We start from the raw sequence: 20,940 nt of genomic DNA on the forward strand, positions 1-20,940 counted from the left end.
TCAGTGGATCTCGAAGTCGTCGTGCGGGATGGCGCGGTCCCAGATCGCTTCGAAGGCGTCCGAGCACTGCTTGACGATGCCTGGTTCGGTGCGTAGTTCCATGTCCGGGTCGGCCCAATCGCCGTCTCCGGTGAAGTGGTTGAAGAGCACCTGCTTCCCATCGAAGATCCACAGGTCGGCGCCGGGCACCATCAGGTCGGCGGCCAGTCGGCGAGACAGCCACCGCACCTGCTCGCCCGCCCCTACGTTGACGCCGGTGGAGGCGTGCTCGTAGCGGATGTAGTCCGTGACCGGCTCGGACACGATGCGGGCACGGCGAACGACGACGCCGCGTGCGACGGCGCGGGAGATCATGTCGACCCAGGGCGCCCAGTAGTCCGAGGTCGGGTCGGTGTCTCGCTCCCCGGTGCTCAGCCAGAGGGCGAAGTCGTCGGCCTCGTCTCCGACGGCGTACTGGTCGCGCATCTCAAGGTGCACGGCGGAGCGCTGCGCCGCCTCCATGAGGCTGTCAAAGCTGGGCACGTGCTGCGGCATCGCGTACCTCTCTGAGAATCGGCACCCAGGCGTGCGGAATGCACTGTGTGTGCCCAGGTGCAGTCCTGCTCACGCACTGGGCGCGGGTCTTCTCGGGCGCGGGTCCTCTCGTAGGCCGTGCGGCTCTGGATCACGATGTCCGCGTTCTCCGCCGTTCCGCCGCCACAGCCAGGGGTACCTTCGAGGTGTCGAGAGTCGAAGGGGACCACCATGTCCGACGTCGCCTCCGCCGCCCCGGAGCGCATCGGGGCACGCATCCGAGAATTCCGCGCCATCCGCAACTACTCCCTGTCCGAACTCGGCCGACGGGCGCACATCTCGCCGAGCCTGCTCTGCCGTATCGAGAACGGCCAACGCGCTGCCAGCGAGTCCGTGCTCGCCTCCGTGGCCCGCGCCCTCGCCGTGAAGGTCTCCGTCCTCCGGGGGGAGCCCTACATCCAGACACTCCAGAAGGAGCAGTTGGACGCGATCCTCGCACCGACCAGCTCACCGCGTGGGTGCGGGTGATCAGCGACAGCCCCTCCCGGGACTCTTCCAAGGGAAATGGCCAGATGCCCGGTGGATATGGGTGATCTGGCCAAGTAGGAAAACAGGGTGTCCGGGGTCAGTCGTCGAGGTCGATGACGAAGTCCACGACGGTGGTGTCGCCGCGCCGCACGATCGGATGGGCGACCTCCACGATGCGGCCGGTGTCGGAGATGTGCCGGCGCGTGTACCGCAGTACCGGCACCCCGGCGCCGATACGCAGGGTGGTCGCCTCGCGCTCCGTGGGCATCGCCGCGGTGAACGACTCGGTGACGCGTGTGACCGTGATGCCGAGGCTCGCCATCTGCCCGCGCGTCCCGCCGGGCCAGGGCTCGTTGATCGGGTCTGCTACGGGTGTACCGGCCACGTCGGACCAGCGCACATAGCTGGTCGACATCTGCGTCGGCTGGTCGCTGTCGTGGAACACGAAGTGCCGGGCGAGGAGCCGTTCACCGACCTCGCACTCGAACAGCGCGGCCAACTCCGCGTCCGCCTGCATTCTTTCGAACCGCTTGTCGAGCCGGTACTCCGTCCAGCCGATGCCCTGGTCCCGGGTGTACGGCGTCGCTTTCGCTCCGGGCGTGGGCCGGTACCGGTCGGCCGCCATGCGGTGGACCGGCGGCCGGGGCCGGACACGCGTACCGGCGCGGGCCCGGGTCTCGACCAGCCCCTCGTTGCCGAGCAGCCGCATCGCGTTGCGGATCGTGGTGTCGGAGACCCGGTACGCCTCGCACAGCGCGGGGAGAGTCGGCAACTGGTCACCGGGGCCGAACTCACCGCTTGCGATGCGGCGTCGCAGGTCAGCGGCGATCCGCAGGTACTCGGGCTGTGCCACCACGCCACCTCGTCCAAATGATCGCGTCAATCTGAGTACACATACCCTCCCGATCCGCGAGTCGGTGTTGACCTGAGTCTGGTTGACGAGGGCGTGGAAGTGACCTCGCCCCCTACCCTGACAGTGACGAGCTGTGCAGAGAGGGGCCAGTCATGCCTTCCGACGCCAATCCGGGGGACGCCGATGACCAGATCGCCTTCGGACAACGACTCAAGATCCTCCGTAACCGACGGGGTCTGACGCGTGATCAACTCGGTGGGCTGGTCGGCGGGTACTCGGCGGAGTGGGTGAAAGGCCTGGAGACCGGGCGGCGCCGCGTCCCCCGCCTGCCGATCGTCCTGCGCATCGCCGAAGCCCTCCGCGTCCGCGACCTCGCAGACCTCACAGGCGACCGGACGCCGAATGTCGCCCTCTTCTCAGGCCCCGGGCACCCCCGCCTCGCCGCAGTGAAAGCGGCAGTTGACGCATTCCCTGTCACCGCCCGGCGTGAGGCGCCCCCGGTCGCCCATCTCACCGCGCGCCTCGCCCACGCCTGGGCCGCGCGGCACTCCGCCCCCCACCACCGTGAGGTGATCGGCGCCCTGCTCCCCGGCCTGATCGGTGACGCGCAACTCGCCGCCCGCCAGGCCGACCACGCCGCCGACCGCAGGGCGGCACAGGCCGCGCTCGCCGAGGTGTACTCCCTGTCGCAGTTCTTCCTTGCCTACCAGCCCGACGCCTCCCTGCTGTGGCGGGTCGCCGAGCGCGGGCTGGTCGCAGCCCAGGAGTCCGAGGACCCGCACGCCATCGGCGTCGCCGCGTGGCTGGCGGCACAGGCGCACCGCGACTGCGGCCCGTCGCACTTCGACGCCGCCGACGCCGTGAACCTGGAGACACTCGCCTTCCTCGAACCCCTTCTCCCCGAAGCCCCGGACGACATCCTCGCGATCGCGGGCGCCCTCACCTTCGAGGCGGGCTACACCGCCGCGCGGCGGGGCGAGACGGGTACGGCCTGGCGGTACTGGGACCAGGCCCGCACAATGGCGAACCGCCTCCCGTCCACCTACTACCACCCGGTCACCAGTTTCTCGCGGGCCGTCATGGGCGCCCACGCGGTCACCGTCGCGGTGGAACTGCACCAGGGCGGCGAGTCGGTACGGCAGGCCGCGGCGGCGGACGCGGTCACGATCCCGTCCCGCCCGCGCCAGGCCAGACACCGGATCGAAGCGGCCCGCGCCTACCAGCTCGACGGACAGCCGGACACCTCCCTCGCGACCCTGGCCCAGGCCCACGAGGCAGCCCCGGAGACCATCAAATACAACGGCTACGCGAAGCGGATCATCCTGGAAGAAACCGAATCCCCAAGCCCCACCCGCCGACGCCGGGCATCAAACCTGGCGGTAAAGCTGGGCCTACTCGCCGCGTAACCAAGGGGGTGCAGTCCGCACCCCTACCCGCCTCCACCCACTCCTACGGTCGCCATGTGACACCGATCACTGAGGCTGCGGAGGAAGACATGGAGACGAAGAGCGATCCGACAGAGCCGCCCGACACCCCGCCCCTGCTCACCGACCGACTCAGGGTGTGGGTACGGGACCAACCCCCGTGTGAGCGGATCGCCGTCGCCGCGCTCGTCGAGGAGGACGAGTTACTGGCTCGGGAGTGGGTGCGGGGGCTTCTGGTCACCGAGCGGGATGACGGTGCGGTGTCGTGCGACTGGCTGGGGTTCGAGGCCCGGTACCCCCGGGCGCCTGGGCTCACGTCATCGGACAAGGCGTTCCTCGCGCTGATCGTCGCGGTCCGCTTTCCCCGCAACATCACCTTCTGGAACCTGGAGTCACTGGGCGACCGCCGCCTCGCGATCGTGCTGCGGGCGATGGCCAAACTCGCCGGCTCCGACGCCATCGCCGTGGGGACACGGGTATGACCGACCAGGACCTCACCGACCTCCAGTTCTTCGAGATCCCCCACATGCGCCAACTCACCACCGAACAGAACCTGGGCGCCGCCTGCGTCTGGTGCGCCCAACCCCTCCCACCCACCACCGGCATCAACCTCCACGCCGGCATCGGCTGGGCACCCCACTCCTGCCCCACCTGCTACCCCATCCGCACCGCCGTCGTCACCACCTACCGCGACCTCCACACCCACTGGACCACCTGCGAGCCCTGCGAAGACGCCGCCCTGACAGGAGACCCGCTCTGCCCCACCGCCACCCCACAACAAACCGCACTCCTACAAGCCCGCACCGCCGCCCACAAACCCCCACCCACCTGCCTCTCCTGCCACGACCCCATCGCCCACCACGAAATGCACACCGGCACCTTCGTCCCCCTCATCTGGATGGGATACAGCTCCCCCCACCGAAGCTTCCTCCACACCGGCCCCCGCATGTGGCACGGGACCACCCTCTGATCCCGTCATCCGGACGGCGGGCCGGAAATATTCGGTGGCCCCCGAGTCGGCCGGGGTCTAGGATTTCCGCTCTTGTCCCGCCTTCGGCCAACGGAGTGTTGCCGCCGTCGTGCGTCGCCCGGTCGGTAACCGGGCGGCAACCCACATTCCGCACCGCCCCCGGAAGGCAACCGTGTCGACCCCGCCCGACCCCCTCTCCCAAGAGCGCACCCACCTCACCCGCTCCCGCTCCGCCCTCCGCGCCATGCGCGAGGACGCCGAAGCCCTCGACATCCGTGATGTCACCGCGAACTGGGTGAACGCCGAAGTCCTCCGCGCCCAGATCGACGAGCGCATCAAATCCCTCGCCGACCTCGCCCACACCCCCCTCTTCTTCGGCCGCCTCGACTTCCTGCACGCACCCGGCGCCGAGCAGGCGGAAGGCGCCGGCGGCGAGCGCTTCTACATCGGGCGGCGCCATGTCCACGACGCCGACGGCGATCCGATGGTCATCGACTGGCGCGCCCCGGTCTCGCAGTCGTTCTACCGGGCCTCCAAGAAGGACCCGATGGACATCGCCCTGCGCCGCCGCTTCGGCTACACCGGCGGCGACCTCACCGCGTACGAGGACGAGCACCTGTCGGACCCGGCGGAGACGGCCCGTACCAGCGCACTGCTCCAGCGCGAGATCGAGCGCCCGCGCGTCGGCCCGATGCGGGACATCGTGGCGACGATCCAGCCCGAGCAGGACGAGATCGTACGGAGCGGCCTCGGCGGCACGGTCTGCGTGCAGGGCGGTCCCGGCACCGGCAAGACCGCGGTGGGCCTGCACCGGGTGGCGTTCCTGCTGTACGCGCACCGCGAACGCCTCGCCCGCACCGGCACCCTCGTCATCGGCCCCAACCGGTCCTTCCTGCACTACATCGAGCAGGTGCTGCCCGCGCTCGGCGAGCTGGAGGTCCAGCAGTCGACCGTCGAGGATCTGGTGGCGCGCGTCGAGGTGAGCGGCCGGGACGAGGCGCCGGCCGCCCTCGTGAAGGGCGACGCGCGGATGGCGGAGGTACTGCGGCGGGCGGTCCGTTCGCATGTCACACCCCCCACCGAGCCGGTAGTCGTCGTACGGGGTTCACGCAGATGGCGGGTGCCCGCGTACGAACTGGCCGACATCGTCCGGGAGTTGCAGGCCCGGGACATGCGGTACGGGGCGGCGCGCGAGGCGCTGCCGCAGCGGATCGCGCACGCGGTGCTCGTCCAGATGGAACGGTCGGGCGAGGCGCCCGACGACCGCGTGCAGGACGCGGTGGCCCGCAACAGCGCCGTGAAAGCGGCCGTCAAGGCGGTGTGGCCGCCGGTCGACCCGGCGAAGCTCGTGCTGCGGCTGCTGACCGACGGGGCCTTCCTCGCCGAGCACGCGGACGGTCTGCTCACGGACGACGAGCAGAAGGCGATCCTGTGGACCGGGAAGGTGCCGCGCGGGGTGAAGACGGCACGCTGGTCGCTGGCGGACGCGGTCCTCATCGACGAGGCGTCCGATCTCGTCGCACGTACGCAGTCCCTCGGGCATGTCGTCCTCGACGAGGCCCAGGACCTGTCGCCGATGCAGTACCGGGCGGTGGGCCGCCGCTGCACGACGGGCTCGGCGACGGTCCTCGGCGACCTGGCGCAGGGCACGACACCGTGGGCGACGCGGAGCTGGGACGAGGCGCTGCGGCACCTCGGCAAGGACGACGCGGTGGTGGAGGAGCTGACGGCCGGGTTCCGCGTACCGCGCGAAGTCATCGCGTACGCGTCACGCCTGCTCCCGTCGATCGCGCCGGGCCTCGCGGAGGTCGAGTCGGTACGGGAGGCGCCGGGGTCGCTGGTGGTCCACGAGGTGGGCGCGGCCGGGGAGTTGGACGCGGCGGTCGTCGCGGCGTGCCGCGAGGCGCTGGGCCGGGAGGGCTCGACCGGGCTGATCGCGGCGGACGCCCGGATTCCGGCCCTCGCCGACGCCCTGACCGCCGCCGGCCTCACCCACCTCTCGCCCGGCGAGGAGACGACGCAGGAGACCCGCCTGACCCTGGTACCGGCCTCCCTCGCGAAGGGCCTTGAGTACGACTACGTGGTCCTGGACGAACCGGCGGCCGTGGTCGACGCCGAACCCGACCTCCGTACCGGACTCCGGCGCCTGTACGTGGCCCTGACCAGGGCGGTCTCCGGGCTGACGGTGCTGCACGCGACCGCGCTGCCCCGCCAACTGAGCTGACTCCTACTCGTCCAGTACCTGTTACTCGTCCAGTACCTGTCGCCACTCGTGGACCGCGGGGGTCGACACCGGCCCCCGCCACCCCTCGGGCCGGGCCGCCCCGCCGATATGGAAGCCCGTCACACCGGCCGACTTGAGGCGGGAGACATGGTCGAGGCGGAGGCCGCCACCGACGAGGAGGTGCTGGGTGTACCCGGGCTCCCCGGTCCGCGCGGACTCCGCGAGCAACGTTGTCATCCCGTCGTCGACCCCGGCCGCCGAACCGGCGGTCAGATAGGTGTCGAGCCCCGGCAGATCCGCGAGCTGCTTGCGCACCGCGTCGCGGTCCGCCGCGCGGTCGATCGCCCGGTGAAAGGTCCAGCGGCAGCCGCCCAGCTCGGCGACCAGCGCGTCCACCACCGGAACATCCGCGTCCCCGGCATCCGTGAGGAACCCGAGCACGAACTCGTCCGCCCCCTCGGCCCGCAGCGACCGCGCGGCCCCCACCAGCGCGTCCACGTCCCCCGCCGCGAACCCGTCCGCCAGCCGGAGCATCACGCGCAGCGGGATGTCCACGGCGGCGCGGATCGCGGCGAAGGTCTCGCGTGACGGCGTCAGCCCGTCGGCGGCCATGTCGGTGACCAGCTCCAGCCGGTCCGCGCCTCCGGCCTCGGCGGCGACCGCGTCCCCGGCGTCGAGGGCGATCACCTCCAGGACTGCACGCTTGCTCATGGGACCCCATCTCTCGGTGCGGCTCGGGCGGGCCAACAGCTCCAGCCAAGGGTCTGGCTACTGGCCTGGCTATAGGTCTAGTCCAATATCCCAGAGTACCCGCGCCAAACCCACCCCGAACCGGGAGACCCGCCTCACCCGAACAAGTTCAGCTCCTTCTCCCCCGCCCCCGCGAGTTCGTACCGCGTCCCGACCAGCGGACGCCCCGAGTAGAGGCGGATCAGCGTGGCCGCGTCGCCGAGGTACCGCGCGGGCGGCCGGTCCCCCGGCGCCCCGCCGAACCGCAGCGGCTCGTCCCGGTCGTCCAGGTCGGCGTGGAGCGGCACATGGTCCTTCTCCCGGCTGATCCGGGCGAGCAGCGGCAGCGCGTACGCGAGCCGGTCGCCCCCGTACGCGCCGGGCTCCCCGAAGGCCTCCCGTACGTCCCCCGCGTGCACCCACTCGCCCACCGCGATCATGTCGAGGACGCCGCCCGCCTTCGCGATCAGCGGGCCGGCCTCGGTCATCCCGTGCTCCAGTTCGTCCACGATCCGCGAGACCGGCCAGTCCGCGCGCTCGGCGATGTCGCGGTCGTTCGACTCGGGCGAGTACACGCCCCGCTCGAAACGGTTCTCGACCACCCGCAGCAGGGCGGAGCCGCAGTGCGCCAGTACGTCCCGCACGGTCCAGCCCGGACACGCGGTCCGCAGCGCGAAGTCCGCGTCGGGCCTGCTCCGCAGCAGCGGAATCAAGGCGTCCCGTTCGGCGGCGAGAAGCGTCCCCGGCAGCTCGGGGTCCCGTACGTCGTACGCGTCAGTAAGTGTCATGGGCACACGCTAGGGCGACTGCGCCGGAGAATGACCCCATGGCACCCGTACTTTCTCCGCACCCCGCCCGGCCCGAACTGCGCGACCGGTGGTCGGCGGCCGTCGCGGCGGCCGGGGGGACCGGCGAGACCGCTATGTCCTTGCCGTACGCCGACGCGCTGCTCGCCCGCTGGGCCGAGCCCCGGCGCCGCTACCACACCACCGACCACCTCCTCGCGGTCCTGCGCCACATCGACGTACTGGAGGAGTACGCGGCCGAGCCCGCCCTCGTACGGCTCGCCGCCTGGTTCCACGACGCGGTGTATCAGCCGGACCGGTCCGAGAACGAGGAGCGCAGCGCCCGGCTCGCCGAGCGCGCGCTGCCAGAACTCGGCGTCGACGCGGCCGGCACCCGCGAGGTCGCCCGTCTGGTCCGGCTGACCGTCACGCACGACGCGGCCGACGGCGACGGCAACGGCGCGGTGCTGTGTGACGCGGATCTCGCGGTGCTCGCGGGGGGACCGGAGGCGTACGCGGCGTACGCGGGCGCCGTGCGCGAGGAGTACGGGTTCGTGCCCGACGGTGCCTTCCGGGCGGGGCGGGCCGATGTCCTGCGCCAACTCCTCGCGCTGCCGAGGCTGTTCCGTACGCCGTACGGCACCCGGGTCTGGGAGGCGGACGCGCGCCGGAACATGGCGGCGGAGCTGGCGCGGCTGACCGGCTGACCTGGCAGGGGTTCGGGCGCGGGAATGTCAGTGGCGACCGGCCGGTTGACGACTGTCATGCCCGACGCCGAACCTGACGCCATGACCCGTCCCCTCCGCTCCGCCTCGTCCTCCTCGCCGCGTATGCCCCTCGCCGTCTACATCCTCGGCCTCTCGGTGTTCGCCCTGGGCACGAGTGAGTTCATGCTGTCGGGGCTGCTGCCGCCGATCGCGGACGACATGGACGTAACGATTCCGCAGGCGGGTCTGCTGATCTCGGCGTTCGCGGTGGGCATGGTGGTGGGGGCGCCGCTGCTCGCGGTGGCGACGCTGCGGCTGCCGCGCCGGACGACCCTGATCGCCCTGATCACGGTGTTCGGGCTCGGCCAGGTCGCGGGCGCGCTGGCCCCGACGTACGGGGTGCTGTTCGCGTCCCGGGTGGTGAGCGCCCTCGCGTGCGCCGGTTTCTGGGCGGTGGGCGCCGCCGTGGCCATAGCGATGGTGCCGTGGAACCAGCGGGCGAGGGCGATGGCCGTGATGATCGGCGGCCTGTCCATAGCGAACGTCCTCGGCGTCCCGGCGGGCGCCTTCCTCGGGGAGCACCTGGGCTGGCGCTCGGCGTTCTGGGCGGTGGCCCTGGCGTCGGCGATCGCACTGGCCGGCGTGGTCACCCTGATCCCCCGTATCCCGCTCCCCGCCGAGCGCCCGAGCCTGCGCCGCGAGGTGCGGATCTACCGGGACCGGCAGGTGTGGCTGTCGATCGTGATCACCGCGCTCGCGGCGGGCGGCGTGTTCTGCACCTTCAGCTATCTGGCGCCGCTGCTGACGGATGTCGCGGGCCTCGACGAAAGCTGGGTGCCGATGGTGCTCGGACTGTTCGGCGTGGGCGCGCTGATCGGTACGGCGATAGGCGGCCGGGTCGCCGACGCGCACCTCTTCGGCGTGCTGCTGTCGGGCATCACGGCGTCGACCGTGCTGCTGGCCCTGCTGGCCCTGCTCGGGCAGTTCGCGGTGGCGGCGGTGGTGCTGTCGTTCCTGCTCGGCCTCTCCGCCTTCTACACGGCCCCGGCCCTGAACGCCCGCCTGTTCAACGTCGCGGGCGCGGCCCCCACCCTGGCCGGCGCGACGACCACGGCGGCCTTCAACCTCGGCAACACAGGCGGCCCCTGGCTGGGCGGCACGGTCATCGACGCGGGGTTCGGCTTCGCGGCGACGGCGTGGGCGGGCGCGGCCATCATGCTGGCGGCGATCGGGGTGGTCGCGGTGTCGCTACGGCTGCATCAGCGGGGCGGGACGGGGACGGCGCCCTCGGTGCCGGTGGCGTCATCGGCGTCCGGTTCCGTGTCCGGTTCCGTATCGGTGAAGGACACGGTCCGCAGCACGGCCGCCATCACGTCGCAGAGTTCGGACCAGTAGTCCATGGAGGCGGTGTCGAGCGTGAACACCGCGGTGAACGGGCCCGTGGGGTACGGGACATGGACCTGGATCTGCCCGGTGAGCAGTTCGACCTCCTCACCGTCGGCGGTCGCTTCGGCGGGAAAGGTGTACTGACTCAAAGTGATCCGGGACACCGCCGGACCACACGGCAGATCCAGCCACCGGGCGTCGTTGTTCGGGTCCCCGGAGAGCACAGCGAGGATGCCCTGCGCCACGGTGTCGGTGTCGCCGTCGTCCTGATCGGTCGGGACGGTGGCGACGGTGAAGGCACACTGGGCGACCCCGTCGGACCCGAGCCCCCGCTCCTCCTCGCCGGTGGAGAACAACCCCATCGCGGAGTACGAGATCCCGGAGTCGCCCATCAGTTCTGCGACGGCCGCGTAGTAGGGGGCGGCGGGCTCCCAGATGCTTTCGTCGCCGCGCGAGTACAGCACCCGTACGAAGGTCTCCGATCGCTCGGCACGCTGCTCGGCGGTGTCCCCGAGGGGGAGCACGAAGAAGGCTTCTGGGGTGCGGAAGGAGAAGGGGGGTGGGGGCGTTGCCATGGGGTTCAGTAATCTTCCGGGTGGTAGTCCTTGAATTCGAGCTGGGTGCCGTCGGCGTTGAGGCTGAGGTCGTGCCACGAGTATCCGAAGGGCGCGGTCAGCCGACTCGGGACGGGAACCTTGACCATGTAGTGGCCGCAGGCACGACGACTGACCACAGGGGTTCCGGTATCGAATCCGCGCTGATGCATGTCCTCGATGAAGCCGTCCAGAGTCTCCCGCTGTGCCGGGGTGAGGGATTCAAGGGGTAGGAGTTCTTCGGGGTAGATGAGGTGCTGGACGAACGATTCCCGCGAGAGAGCCGACAGCCTGCACCACGAACCGTCATCGAAGACGAGTTTGACGTCGCTCCCATCCTTGAAGTTCTTCAACTCCGTCCGCAGAATGCGCGATCGAGGAATCTCCCACAGGAATTCATCCTCGATGTTCTCGTCGCGCTTCTTTTCGTACGGGAGTCCCACAATGACCAGACGGCGGTCCGTGACGATCGCGTGCGTGCGGTAGTACTTGGGGTCCACTCGGGCCGGATCCAACTGCCAGGGCAGGGTACGGGCGACGGTACCGGGCGCGCCCCACAGGACCGGGAAGTCCTCAACCTCGTCGGCGCGGTCCTGGGACTTGTCGGAGCCACGGGGGTCGCGGCCGGGGCCAACACTGCCGCCCTGGGATGAGAGGGCACCCATGATCGCAACGCCGACAGCCATGAATACGCCCTTCACCGTGCCCCGGGCCACGGTATTGCCTGTCGAGCGGGCCTCGTAGACCGGCCCTTCCGGCCAGCCCGGCAAATCCTTCTGAATATCACGCCGTTCGGTGTCCCGAAACCAGCGCATACCGGAGACGCGTATGGCCGCACCCGTCGCGAAGCAGACGTACTTACGGGTGAGGAGCGTCTCGCCCGGTTCGGGCTGCCAGATGTCGCTATCCATGCCCTGCCGCCGATTTCTCGAACTGGTCACCGGGATTGATGGCCTCGCCTATGTGCTGGGGAATACTCACGAGCTTCGGGGCGATCTTGAGCGCACCGTCCACGGCCATGGCTCCCACCCCCATGGGATTGATGTTCACACCCGGGAGCAGATTGGCACTCCGCGAGCCGATCCACTGCCCCGATTGGTAACCCTTGTGGGCGATACCTCCCATGCGGGAAAGAATGCCGCTGGAGCTGTGTGCGACCGAGTAGACATCGTCGAAGCTGCCGCCGAGTACCACCTTGCCGGGCAGCAGCTTGAACCCGCCGGTTGCCTCCTTCGCCGCTTTGCCCACGGACATGATCATGCGCGAGTTTCCCAGCGGGTTCTTCGTGAACCCCTTGCCCAATGCAGTGACCTTGGCGCCCGCCTCAGCCTTGCCCACTATCTTGATCCCCTTACTGAACGCCCCGATCCCCGGCAGCAACCCCACCGCGTCCAACCCGATTTGCATCCAACTCACATCCGCCCCCGCCGCTTTGGCGACGCTATGAGCCACCAGCGCGAGGCCACTCGTAATAAGTGCGGCCGTACCGAAGATCGCTGCCAGGGGCGGGAACGGGAGCGTGACGATGGCGAGCAGCGCCAGAATCGCCGTCAGATCGCTCAACAAGTCACCGATCAGCTTGATCAGATCCGCATGATCCTTGATCCACTTCCCGGTGGCATTCCACGCGTCCGCGACCCCCTTGGTGAGCTTGTCCCAGAAACCGGGCTCATTGGGCGCGATGTCGCCGGCCTTGTCGAGTTCCTTGCTGATCAGCCCGGCGGCGCGGTTGTATCGGTCTTCGAGGTCGTGGACCTTGTTGATGATCTCGTTGACTTCACCCGACGCTTTGCCCAGGTCCTCGCTGCCCTTGCCCTCGGCCTTCTGCTCGGCCTCCTCCTTGGCGTCGAGCTTCTCCCCCGCCGCCTTCTCCAGCCGGTCGGCCTCGTCCTGGAAGTCCTTCAACTCCCCGGCCCATTTGTGCAGCGCACGCGACGCCTTGTCGAAAGAATCGTGGCTCTTGCGGACGAGCGGTGTGACGTCCTTCCCCAGGTACTCGACGAATGCGTTCGCGGCCTTGCCCTTCCACGCGCCGCATTCGATCCGCTCCAAGTCCCGTAACGAGGACCCGAGTTCCGAGGCCAGACCACCCAGCTTCCGCGCCAGATCCCGGGTGTCGTCCACATCTCCGGGAGTGGGATCCCAGCCGATGTTCGGGTACGCGGGGCGTTTGCCGGTCACCTCACTTGCCCTTCTTCTGGGCGGACTTGAGGGATTCGGCGAGGTCCTGGTCGAGCTTGCTGAACTCGTCGCCGATTTTGTTGATCATTTTGACGGCGCCCTGAGTGTGCTTGCCGAGCTGTTTGATGCCGTAGCCCCACTCGTCGGCGAAGTCGTGCACTTCCTCGACGAGTTTGCTCGCGCCGACGGCCGAACCGTCCGCGCCTTTGAGAGTGCGGCGCGCGGTGTCCATACGGTCGCTGATCGTGGAGAAGGTGTTCTTCAGGTCTTCGAAGATCGTGTCGTCAAGCCGTAAGTCGCTCACCGGCACGACAGTAGTGCCCGTCGCTCACGAGGTCCCCGGGGGTGGGGAGTTCACGGGACGGTTCACAGGAGAGCCACACGAGAATCACGGGAGAGGCACAGGAAAACCCGCCCCCGCTCAGGCGGGGCGCCCCTTCGGGCGTCGCAACCCCGCCTCCGTCAGCCGCCTGACCAACTCCTTGGAGCCTATTTCCAGGGCGCCGAGGCGCACCGCGTCCCCGTACCGCTCGGACGGCACGTCGTAGTGGTCGCGTTCGAAGGCGCGGGGCGGGACGCCCAGGCGCTCGGCGAAGGTGTGCAGTTCCGTGTACGAGGCGTCGCTGACCAGGTGCGACCAGAGGCTCCCGTGGCCGGGCCAGGTCGGCGGGTCGATGTACACCGTCACGGCGTCACGACGTCCCGGCGCCCGGGAGCCGACCGAGCGAGCCGACCGCCGCCACCTTGACGCCCGCCTTGCCGCACACCCAGTGCGGATCGGCACCCAGCTCGGGTTCGACATCCAGCGCGTGCGGGTCGCCCGCGCCGCACACCGGACACAGCGGCCACCGCCCGTACGCCTCCAGGAGGGCATCCTGCACGTCCTGCGCCACGAGCCCGGCCACGTACTCCGCGCCCTCCGGCCACTGCTCCACCCACCACCGCCGCCGCACCACCGCGTCCTCGACCATCGACACCACGTCGGCCTCGGCGACATCGCCGGCCGCCAGGTCCGCGAGGACGAGCGCCCGCGCGGTGTGCAGGGTCCTCTCCAGCTCCGCATCCATACGCCCATTGTCCCCGGAACCGCCGCGGGAACCGCAGCCGGAACCCCCGCCAAAGGTCACAACCACTGGACCCTTGACCGACCCACGACACCGAAAGTAACTTTCAATCGTGACCCAAGACGTGAAGGAAATTTTCGCAGGCGATGCCCCGCCCGCGCCGGCGGCCCTCGCCGCGAAGGTGCGGACCCTGGCGCCGTCGATGACGCGGTCCATGCAGCGGGTCGCCGAGGCCGTCGCGGGCGACCCGGCCGGCTGCGCCGCCCTGACCGTCACCGGCCTCGCGGAACTCACCGGCACCAGCGAGGCGACCGTCGTCCGCACGGCCCGCCTCCTCGGCTACCCCGGCTACCGCGATCTGCGCCTCGCGCTCGCGGGCCTCGCCGCCCAGCAGCAGTCGGGCCGCGCCCCGGCCGTCACGGCGGACATCGCGGTCGACGACCCGATCGCGGACGTCGTCGCCAAGCTGGCCTACGACGAGCAGCAGACCCTCGCCGACACGGCAGCCGCGCTCGACACCGTGCAGCTCGGCGCCGCCGTCACCGCGCTCGCGGGCGCCCGCCGCACCGACATCTACGGCATAGGCGCCTCCAGCCTCGTCGGCCAGGACCTCGCCCAGAAGCTGGCCCGTATCGGCCTCATCGCACACGCCCACGGCGACCCGCACCTCGCGATCACCAACGCCGTGCAACTGCGCGCCAAGGACGTCGCCATCGCGATCACGCACTCCGGCTCCACCGGCGACGTCATCGAACCGCTCCGCGTCGCCTTCGAGCACGGCGCGACCACGATCGCGATCACGGGACGCCCGGACGGACCGGTCTCGCAGTACGCGGACCACGTCCTCACCACGTCCACCGCCCGCGAGAGCGAGCTGCGTCCCGCCGCGATGTCGTCCCGTACGAGTCAACTGCTCGTCGTGGACTGCCTGTTCGTGGGGGTCGCCCAGCGGACGTACGAGACGGCGGCGCCCGCGCTCTCCGCGTCGTACGAGGCGCTCGCGCACCGCCACAGCCCGCGCAGCGTCCCGCGCTGACCGGACCGGCCGCACCCGCCGACCCACCTTGCGTACGGGCACCGCCCGCCCCACCACGTAAACGTTTACGTCACCCCATCAACCCCTTGGGAAAGCAGAGAGCCGCTTTCGATGACCGAGCCCACCCACAAGCACGACCAGCACCCCGATCAGTACCGGGACCTCACCGCCCAGCTCGCCACGCTGACCACCGAGGCGTTCCGGCCCGAGCTGTCCGAGATCGACCGGCTCCCCACGCTGGAGATCGCGCGGATCATGAACGGTGAGGACGCGACCGTCCCGGCCGCCGTGGCCAAGGAGCTGCCCCATATCGCCGCCGCGATCGACGGCACGGCGGACCGGATGTCCCGGGGCGGCCGGCTGATCTACGCGGGCGCGGGGACCGCGGGCCGCCTCGGCGTCCTGGACGCCAGCGAGTGCCCGCCGACCTTCAACACGGACCCGTCCGAGGTGCTGGGGCTGATCGCGGGCGGGCCGTCCGCGATGATCACGGCGGTCGAGGGCGCCGAGGACTCCAAGGAGCTGGCGGCGGCCGATCTCGACGCGCTCGCGCTCACCGCCGACGACGTGGTGGTCGGCATCTCCGCTTCGGGCCGCACGCCGTACGCGATCGGCGCCGTGGAACACGCCCGCGCGCGGTACGGCGCTCTGACGGTCGGGCTGTCCTGCAACGCGGACAGCGCACTCGCCGCGGCGGCGGACCACGGCATCGAGGTCGTCGTCGGCCCCGAACTCCTCACCGGCTCCACCCGGCTCAAGGCGGGCACGGCACAGAAGCTCGTCCTGAACATGCTGTCGACGATCACGATGATCCGGCTGGGCAAGACGTACGGGAATCTGATGGTCGACGTACGCGCGTCCAACGACAAACTCCGCGCCCGCTCCCGGCGGATCGTCTCGCTGGCCACGGACGCGGACGACGCCACGATCGACGCGGCCCTCACCGAGGCCGACGGCGAGGTCAAGAACGCCATCCTCATCGTCCTCACCGGCGCCGACGCCAAAACAGCAACAGACCTCCTGACCAAGGCCAACGGCCACCTACGCAAGGCCCTCACCTCAGCCATCTGACCAACCCAACGCCCACCCAACGGCCGAACCCGTTGCGGGCAGGCGTTCCACACAGCGCCCCCACCCACCCCGAACCCACACGACCCCGACCCACCCGAACCCGTCGTGGGCAGGCGATCCGCACAGCACACCCACCCCGACCCCACCCACCCGAACCCACGGCACCCCGACCCACCCGAACCCACGGCACCCCGACCCCACCCGGACCCGTTGTGGGCAGGCGTTCCGCACGGCGGAACGGGTGGGCACAACCCCGGACGACCCGCACCGTCAAAGCAAGGCGCAACCCATGAGCACACCCCCCGGCAACGGCAACAAGAACAGCAACAAGAACAGAGCCACGGCGGAGGCGATCCTCCCCCTGGTAGGCGGCGCAGCCAACATCACCGGCGTCACCCACTGCATGACCCGCCTCCGCCTGACCCTGGTCGACCGAACCCTCGTCCAGGACGACGAACTCAGGGCGCTCCCCGCAGTCCTGGGCGTCGTCGAAGACGACACGTACCAGATCGTCCTCGGCCCCGGCACGGTCGCCCGCGTCACCCCGGAATTCGAGTCCCTGGTCGAACAGGAACGGGCCGAAACCCCCAAGACGGCCCCCGAGACGGCGCCCAGAACGGCAGAGCAACTCGCCTCCCAAGGCGCCGCCCTCAAAGCGGCCCGCAAGCAGAAGAACGCGACCCCGTTCAAACTCTTCCTCCGCCGAATCGCGAACATCTTCGTCCCCCTGATCCCGGCCCTGATCGGCTGCGGCATCATCGCGGGCCTCAACGGCCTCCTGATCAACCTCGGCTGGCTCCCCGGCATCACCCCGGCCCTGGCCGCGATGGCCTCCGGCTTCATGGCGCTGATCGCGGTCTTCGTCGGCCTCAACACGGCGAAGGAGTTCGGCGGAACCCCGATCCTGGGCGGCGCGGTCGCCGCGATCATCGTGTTCCCGGGCGTCGCCAACATCACGGCGTTCGGCCAGAAGCTGTCGCCGGGCCAGGGCGGCGTGCTCGGTGCGCTGGGCGCGGCGGTCCTGGCGACGTACATCGAGAAGTGGTGCCGCAAGTGGGTGCCGGAGGCGATCGACGTCCTGGTCACCCCGACGATCACGGTGCTGCTCACGGGTCTCGTCACGATCTTCGGCCTGATGTACGTGGCCGGCGAGGTGTCGACCGGTATCGGTACGGGGGCGAACTGGCTCCTCGACCACACGGGCGCCTTCGCGGGCCTGGTCCTCGGCGGACTGTTCCTGCCGCTGGTGATGCTGGGGCTGCACCAGGCGCTGATCCCTATCCACACCACCCTGATCGAGCAGCAGGGCTACACGGTGCTGCTGCCCATCCTGGCGATGGCGGGCGCGGGCCAGGTCGGCGCGGCCATCGCGGTCTACCTGCGGTTGCGCCACAACCGGTCGATCCGCAACACGATCAAGTCGGCGCTGCCGGCCGGTTTCCTGGGCGTGGGCGAACCCCTCATCTACGGTGTTTCGCTGCCCCTCGGGCGCCCGTTCATCACGGCGTGCGTGGGCGGAGCGGCGGGCGGCGCGTTCGTCGGCTTCTTCTCGATGATCGGCGACAAGGTCGGCTCGACCGCGATCGGCCCGTCGGGCTGGGCCCTGTTCCCGCTCCTGGACGGCAACCACGGCCTCGGTACGACGGTCGCCATCTACGGCGCCGGTCTCCTGACCGGGTACCTCGCGGGCTTCCTGGCGACGTACTTCTTCGGCTTCAGCCCCCAGATGCTGACGGATCTGAACGCGGACGCGCCGGACGCCCCGGACGCCCGTACCCCCGCGCCGGAACCGGATCCCGAACCGGCGAACGCCTGACAGCGACGCCGCCGCCCCCTTCGTAACTTTACCTTCCGGATGGTAAAGTTACGGCCATGCGCCCCAGCTCCAAGACCCACATCCTCGAAGCGGCCGTCCGCGTGGTCGAACGCGCGGGTATCACCGCCCTGACCCTGGACGCGGCGGCCGAGGAGGCCGGCCTGACCAAGCCCGGCCTGATGTACCACTTCCGCACCCGGGACGCGCTCCTGGTGGCGATCCAACGGCATCTGACCGAGGAGTTCCACGGCCACCTGCTCGCCGAGCTGGGCAAACCGTTCGACGAGTCGACGCCGCGCGAGCGGGCCGCCGCCTATGTGCGGTTCGGCGCGACCAGCGGGGCGAGCAAGGCGGAACTCGCCTTCATGGTGCAGTCGGCGACCGAACCGGAGCTGGCGCGGGTGTGGGACGAACTGGCCGAGCGCTGGGTGCCGGAACCGTCCGATCCGGACCCGGACGCGGTGGAGCTGTTCCTGGCGCGGATGGCGGCGGACGGGCTGTGGCTGTTCCGGGCGACCACGGAGGTCACGCTCTCACCCGAGGTGAAGGACGCCGTGCGCCGCAGGATGATCGCGCTCACGGAGCCACGGACGACTGCCCGCCGGACGCCGGGCGGTACGTCATGAACAACGCACGCCGCTGGTGGGTCCTGGTCACCGTCTCGGCGGGGCTGCTCCTGATCTCCGTGGACATGACCGTCCTCTACACCGCCCTCCCCACCCTGACCTCCGACCTGCAAGCCGACGCCTCCCACAAGCTGTGGATCATCAACGCCTACCCACTGGTCATGGCCGGGCTGCTGCTCGGCGCCGGCACCCTGGGCGACCGCGTCGGCCACAAACGGATGTTCCTGACCGGACTCGTCCTGTTCGGTACGGCGTCCCTGGTGGCCGCGTTCGCCCCCTCGGCGGCCGTCCTGATCGCCGCGCGGGCGTTCCTCGCGGTCGGCGCGGCGGCGATGATGCCGGCGACGCTGTCCCTGATCCGCATCACCTTCGAGGACGAGCGTGAGCGCGGTATCGCGATCGGGGTGTGGGGGACGATGGCGGTGGTCGGCACCGCGCTCGGCCCGGTCCTGGGCGGGCTGCTGCTCGACCACTTCTGGTGGGGCTCGGTGTTCCTGGTCAACGTCCCCGTGGTGCTGGCCGCCCTCGTGGCGACAGTACTGCTCGCACCGGGCGGCTCCGGCAGCAAGGACCGCCCCTGGGACGCCGTCGCCTCGCTCCAGGTCATGGTCGGCCTGGTCGGCCTCGTCTACGCGATCAAGGAAATGGCCAAGCCGGGAGCCGACCGCGAACTCGCTTACGCAGCAGTCGCGTTGCTGGTCTCGGCCATCGGCTTCCTCACCTTCGTACGGCGCCAGCGCGGCCAGACCTACCCGCTGATCGACTTCGCCCTCTTCCGCAACCGGCAGCTCCTCATCGGTGTCCTCGGCGCGGGCCTGTCGATGTTCGCCACCGCCGGTGTCCAACTCGTCCTGACCCAGCGCCTCCAACTCGTCCTCGGCCTCACCCCGCTCACCTCCGGACTCCTCGTCGCCGCCTTCGCCCTGGGCGCTCTGCCGGCGGGCATCGCCACGGGCGGTCTGGTCTACCGCGTACCGGTCCGGACCCTGATCGGCGGCGGGTTGCTCGCCGGCGCGCTCGGGACCGCGCTCACGATCCTGCTCACGCCGGGCGCGGGTCCGCTCCTCGCCGACGGGCGCGGCTCGGCGTGGGTCGTGCCCGGCCTGCTCCTGGCGGGCGCCGGTCTCGGTACGGTCATGACGGCGGCGTCGGCCGCGATCATCGGCGGCGCCCCCGCGCACCGCGCCGGAATGGCGTCCTCCGTCGAAGAGGTCTCGTACGAACTGGGCAGCCTCACCGGTGTCGCCGTCCTCGGCAGCGTCCTGACCGCCGTCTACACGTCGACCGTCACCCTCCCGGCGGGCGCGCCCGCCACGGCGTCCGACAGCCTGGACGAGGCCCGCGCGGCGGCGGGCGACCTCTCCCCGGCGGACTCCGGCACCCTCCTGGACTCGGCCACCACCGCCTTCGACAACGGCTACACCCTCACCCTGACCATCGCCACGGCGGCCCTGACGGCGGGCAGCCTGTTCACATACCGCACCCTGAAACACCGCACCACACCACCCACCGAGCAGACCGGACCGGGTGACCCTCAGTCCCGCCGGAACAGCGCCGTCCACAGAAAGGACTCACCGAAGCACGCCGAATCCTCGGACTCGTCCCGCATACGCCGGAGTTCCACCTCCGTGAGATCGGAGAAGATCCAGCGCAGCGCCTCCGGCGAATAGGCGAGCCCACCCTGAAGCCCACCCGCCCGGTACAGCTCCGCGTCGGACAGCTCCGACCCCATGGCACCGGCGGCGAAGCAGGTCAGGGCGAGATGTCCGCCGGGCGCGAGACGGCTGTCGAGGAGGGCGAGGTAGCTGACCCGGCGGTGCGGCGGCAGATGGTGGAAGCACCCGGAGTCATGGATGAGGTCGTAAGGTCCGCCGAGTTCACCGCCCGCGAGGGCAAAGGCGTCCCCGCACCGGAACCGCACATCGACCCCGGCGTCCCGGGCCCGCTCCCGCCCCCAATCAATGGCGACGGACGACAGATCCACAGCGTCGACCTCGAACCCGACCAAGGCGAGATACAGGGCGTTACGACCGGGCCCGCACCCGAGATCCAGCGCCCGCCCGGCCGGGACCACCCCCCGCTCGACATACGACACCAGGCTCTCATCGGGCTTAGCCACGAAGAACGGCACACCCCGCGACCGATCCGAGTAAAACCCGTCCCACCAGGAGACCCCACCCTCCCCCCACCGATCGGCCCCGACCTCGAACAACCGGTCCATCAGCCGCAGCACATCATCAACACTACGAATTTCCCGCTCCACGAACTCCCCTTCCGCCAGGGGAAATTCTATCCCGCACAACGGTAAAACCCCAGGTCAGACCCATTACTCCAACCCCCCGGACGCCCACCTCACCCCCTCCCCCGCCCTCCGGCACCCCCACCCCTCACCCACCCCCAGAACCCCCCGCCAGCCCCCGACCACACCCCACCA

21 protein-coding genes and 1 pseudogene are annotated in these 20,940 nt (G+C 70.2%); 12 read left to right on the plus strand and 10 right to left on the minus strand.

Annotated elements, in window-relative coordinates; all coding sequences use genetic code 11:
- Entirely contained in the window at positions 1–534 is a 534-nt protein-coding gene (locus ACIQNU_RS21835) for a DUF6879 family protein (protein WP_401368788.1), read from the minus strand.
- Positions 535–744: 210 nt separating this feature from the next.
- Here ACIQNU_RS21835 and ACIQNU_RS21840 point away from each other — a divergent pair, with 210 nt between their 5' ends.
- Entirely contained in the window at positions 745–1,041 is a 297-nt protein-coding gene (locus ACIQNU_RS21840; RefSeq protein ID WP_401368790.1) for a helix-turn-helix domain-containing protein, read from the plus strand.
- Positions 1,042–1,138: 97 nt separating this feature from the next.
- Here ACIQNU_RS21840 and ACIQNU_RS21845 read toward each other — a convergent pair whose 3' ends face one another.
- Positions 1,139–1,894: a GntR family transcriptional regulator gene (locus ACIQNU_RS21845; protein ID WP_401368792.1), complete on the minus strand. Its 756-nt coding sequence runs from the start codon at positions 1,892–1,894 to the stop codon at positions 1,139–1,141.
- 152 nt (positions 1,895–2,046) lie between these two features.
- Between ACIQNU_RS21845 and ACIQNU_RS21850 the strand changes: the two genes are divergently transcribed.
- The 4 genes from ACIQNU_RS21850 to ACIQNU_RS21865 all read left to right on the plus strand — a co-directional run bounded on the left by ACIQNU_RS21850 (position 2,047) and on the right by ACIQNU_RS21865 (position 6,512).
- Positions 2,047–3,300 carry a helix-turn-helix domain-containing protein gene (locus ACIQNU_RS21850; protein ID WP_401368795.1) on the plus strand — a complete coding sequence of 418 codons (1,254 nt, stop codon included), beginning with the start codon at positions 2,047–2,049 and terminating at the stop codon, positions 3,298–3,300.
- Positions 3,301–3,356: 56 nt separating this feature from the next.
- Positions 3,357–3,800 carry a hypothetical protein gene (locus tag ACIQNU_RS21855; RefSeq protein ID WP_401368798.1) on the plus strand — a complete coding sequence of 148 codons (444 nt, stop codon included), beginning with the start codon at positions 3,357–3,359 and terminating at the stop codon, positions 3,798–3,800.
- Positions 3,797–4,288, plus strand: a complete 492-nt coding sequence (locus ACIQNU_RS21860) for a hypothetical protein (protein ID WP_401368800.1) — start codon at positions 3,797–3,799, stop codon at positions 4,286–4,288. The genes ACIQNU_RS21855 and ACIQNU_RS21860 overlap by 4 nt, the downstream gene beginning before the upstream one ends.
- A gap of 172 nt (positions 4,289–4,460) precedes the next feature.
- Positions 4,461–6,512, plus strand: coding sequence for a HelD family protein (locus ACIQNU_RS21865; protein ID WP_401368803.1), 2,052 nt, complete (start codon positions 4,461–4,463; stop codon positions 6,510–6,512).
- Positions 6,513–6,533: 21 nt separating this feature from the next.
- On the opposite strand, the gene ACIQNU_RS21870 is transcribed toward ACIQNU_RS21865, so the two are convergent.
- Positions 6,534–7,223, minus strand: a complete 690-nt coding sequence (locus ACIQNU_RS21870) for a copper homeostasis protein CutC (RefSeq protein WP_401368805.1) — start codon at positions 7,221–7,223, stop codon at positions 6,534–6,536.
- Positions 7,224–7,357: 134 nt separating this feature from the next.
- Positions 7,358–8,029 carry a maleylpyruvate isomerase family mycothiol-dependent enzyme gene (locus tag ACIQNU_RS21875; RefSeq protein ID WP_401368807.1) on the minus strand — a complete coding sequence of 224 codons (672 nt, stop codon included), beginning with the start codon at positions 8,027–8,029 and terminating at the stop codon, positions 7,358–7,360.
- Between the two features lie 38 nt (positions 8,030–8,067).
- Here ACIQNU_RS21875 and ACIQNU_RS21880 point away from each other — a divergent pair, with 38 nt between their 5' ends.
- On the plus strand, positions 8,068–8,733 hold the full coding sequence (locus ACIQNU_RS21880) for a hypothetical protein (RefSeq protein ID WP_401368809.1): 666 nt from the start codon (positions 8,068–8,070) through the stop codon (positions 8,731–8,733).
- A gap of 123 nt (positions 8,734–8,856) precedes the next feature.
- On the plus strand, positions 8,857–10,128 hold the full coding sequence (locus tag ACIQNU_RS21885) for a Cmx/CmrA family chloramphenicol efflux MFS transporter (RefSeq protein WP_401369023.1): 1,272 nt from the start codon (positions 8,857–8,859) through the stop codon (positions 10,126–10,128).
- Positions 10,129–10,699: 571 nt separating this feature from the next.
- On the opposite strand, the gene ACIQNU_RS21890 is transcribed toward ACIQNU_RS21885, so the two are convergent.
- The 5 genes from ACIQNU_RS21890 to ACIQNU_RS21910 all read right to left on the minus strand — a co-directional run bounded on the left by ACIQNU_RS21890 (position 10,700) and on the right by ACIQNU_RS21910 (position 13,960).
- A complete protein-coding gene (locus ACIQNU_RS21890; RefSeq protein WP_401368812.1) occupies positions 10,700–11,623 on the minus strand; it encodes a hypothetical protein in 924 nt (307 codons plus the stop codon).
- Positions 11,616–12,893, minus strand: a complete 1,278-nt coding sequence (locus ACIQNU_RS21895; RefSeq protein ID WP_401368815.1) for a putative T7SS-secreted protein — start codon at positions 12,891–12,893, stop codon at positions 11,616–11,618. Before ACIQNU_RS21895 ends, ACIQNU_RS21890 begins: the two co-directional genes overlap by 8 nt.
- 1 nt (position 12,894) lies before the next feature.
- Positions 12,895–13,197 carry a hypothetical protein gene (locus tag ACIQNU_RS21900; RefSeq protein ID WP_401368818.1) on the minus strand — a complete coding sequence of 101 codons (303 nt, stop codon included), beginning with the start codon at positions 13,195–13,197 and terminating at the stop codon, positions 12,895–12,897.
- Between the two features lie 117 nt (positions 13,198–13,314).
- Complete coding sequence (locus tag ACIQNU_RS21905; protein ID WP_401368819.1) at positions 13,315–13,581, minus strand: DUF4031 domain-containing protein; 267 nt, start codon at positions 13,579–13,581, stop codon at positions 13,315–13,317.
- A 4-nt stretch (positions 13,582–13,585) separates the two neighbouring features.
- Positions 13,586–13,960 carry a hypothetical protein gene (locus ACIQNU_RS21910; RefSeq protein ID WP_401368821.1) on the minus strand — a complete coding sequence of 125 codons (375 nt, stop codon included), beginning with the start codon at positions 13,958–13,960 and terminating at the stop codon, positions 13,586–13,588.
- Between the two features lie 109 nt (positions 13,961–14,069).
- Between ACIQNU_RS21910 and ACIQNU_RS21915 the strand changes: the two genes are divergently transcribed.
- The 5 genes from ACIQNU_RS21915 to ACIQNU_RS21935 all read left to right on the plus strand — a co-directional run bounded on the left by ACIQNU_RS21915 (position 14,070) and on the right by ACIQNU_RS21935 (position 20,176).
- Positions 14,070–14,993, plus strand: coding sequence for a MurR/RpiR family transcriptional regulator (locus ACIQNU_RS21915; protein ID WP_401368824.1), 924 nt, complete (start codon positions 14,070–14,072; stop codon positions 14,991–14,993).
- 111 nt (positions 14,994–15,104) lie between these two features.
- Positions 15,105–16,064 carry an N-acetylmuramic acid 6-phosphate etherase gene (gene murQ / locus ACIQNU_RS21920; RefSeq protein ID WP_401368825.1) on the plus strand — a complete coding sequence of 320 codons (960 nt, stop codon included), beginning with the start codon at positions 15,105–15,107 and terminating at the stop codon, positions 16,062–16,064.
- Between the two features lie 289 nt (positions 16,065–16,353).
- Complete coding sequence (locus ACIQNU_RS21925) at positions 16,354–17,880, plus strand: PTS transporter subunit EIIC (RefSeq protein ID WP_401368828.1); 1,527 nt, start codon at positions 16,354–16,356, stop codon at positions 17,878–17,880.
- A 56-nt stretch (positions 17,881–17,936) separates the two neighbouring features.
- Complete coding sequence (locus ACIQNU_RS21930) at positions 17,937–18,506, plus strand: TetR/AcrR family transcriptional regulator (RefSeq protein WP_401368830.1); 570 nt, start codon at positions 17,937–17,939, stop codon at positions 18,504–18,506.
- The gene (locus ACIQNU_RS21935) at positions 18,503–20,176 is read left to right on the plus strand and encodes an MFS transporter (RefSeq protein WP_401368832.1); all 1,674 of its coding nucleotides are present in this window, start codon (positions 18,503–18,505) and stop codon (positions 20,174–20,176) included. Before ACIQNU_RS21930 ends, ACIQNU_RS21935 begins: the two co-directional genes overlap by 4 nt.
- 26 nt (positions 20,177–20,202) lie before the next feature.
- On the opposite strand, the pseudogene ACIQNU_RS21940 reads toward ACIQNU_RS21935, so the two are convergent.
- Positions 20,203–20,727 (minus strand): annotated as a pseudogene (locus ACIQNU_RS21940) (class I SAM-dependent methyltransferase); the annotation flags it as partial.
- Between the last annotated feature and the right edge of the window lie 213 nt (positions 20,728–20,940).

It is taken from the genome of Streptomyces sp. NPDC091292, assembly GCF_044757265.1.
In the GTDB taxonomy this organism is placed as follows: Bacteria; Actinomycetota; Actinomycetes; order Streptomycetales; family Streptomycetaceae; genus Streptomyces.

Excerpts from the sequence above, each read along its gene's own strand:
- ACIQNU_RS21835 (WP_401368788.1), bottom strand. The coding sequence starts at position 534 with ATGCCGCAGCACGTGCCCAGCTTTGACAGCCTCATGGAGGCGGCGCAG.
- ACIQNU_RS21840 (WP_401368790.1), top strand. The coding sequence starts at position 745 with ATGTCCGACGTCGCCTCCGCCGCCCCGGAGCGCATCGGGGCACGCATC.
- ACIQNU_RS21850 (WP_401368795.1), top strand. The coding sequence starts at position 2,047 with ATGCCTTCCGACGCCAATCCGGGGGACGCCGATGACCAGATCGCCTTC.
- ACIQNU_RS21860 (WP_401368800.1), top strand. The coding sequence starts at position 3,797 with ATGACCGACCAGGACCTCACCGACCTCCAGTTCTTCGAGATCCCCCAC.
- ACIQNU_RS21870 (WP_401368805.1), bottom strand. The coding sequence starts at position 7,223 with ATGAGCAAGCGTGCAGTCCTGGAGGTGATCGCCCTCGACGCCGGGGAC.
- ACIQNU_RS21875 (WP_401368807.1), bottom strand. The coding sequence starts at position 8,029 with ATGACACTTACTGACGCGTACGACGTACGGGACCCCGAGCTGCCGGGG.
- ACIQNU_RS21880 (WP_401368809.1), top strand. The coding sequence starts at position 8,068 with ATGGCACCCGTACTTTCTCCGCACCCCGCCCGGCCCGAACTGCGCGAC.
- ACIQNU_RS21885 (WP_401369023.1), top strand. The coding sequence starts at position 8,857 with ATGCCCCTCGCCGTCTACATCCTCGGCCTCTCGGTGTTCGCCCTGGGC.
- ACIQNU_RS21890 (WP_401368812.1), bottom strand. The coding sequence starts at position 11,623 with ATGGATAGCGACATCTGGCAGCCCGAACCGGGCGAGACGCTCCTCACC.
- ACIQNU_RS21910 (WP_401368821.1), bottom strand. The coding sequence starts at position 13,960 with ATGGATGCGGAGCTGGAGAGGACCCTGCACACCGCGCGGGCGCTCGTC.
- murQ (WP_401368825.1), top strand. The coding sequence starts at position 15,105 with ATGACCGAGCCCACCCACAAGCACGACCAGCACCCCGATCAGTACCGG.
- ACIQNU_RS21925 (WP_401368828.1), top strand. The coding sequence starts at position 16,354 with ATGAGCACACCCCCCGGCAACGGCAACAAGAACAGCAACAAGAACAGA.
- ACIQNU_RS21930 (WP_401368830.1), top strand. The coding sequence starts at position 17,937 with ATGCGCCCCAGCTCCAAGACCCACATCCTCGAAGCGGCCGTCCGCGTG.
- ACIQNU_RS21935 (WP_401368832.1), top strand. The coding sequence starts at position 18,503 with ATGAACAACGCACGCCGCTGGTGGGTCCTGGTCACCGTCTCGGCGGGG.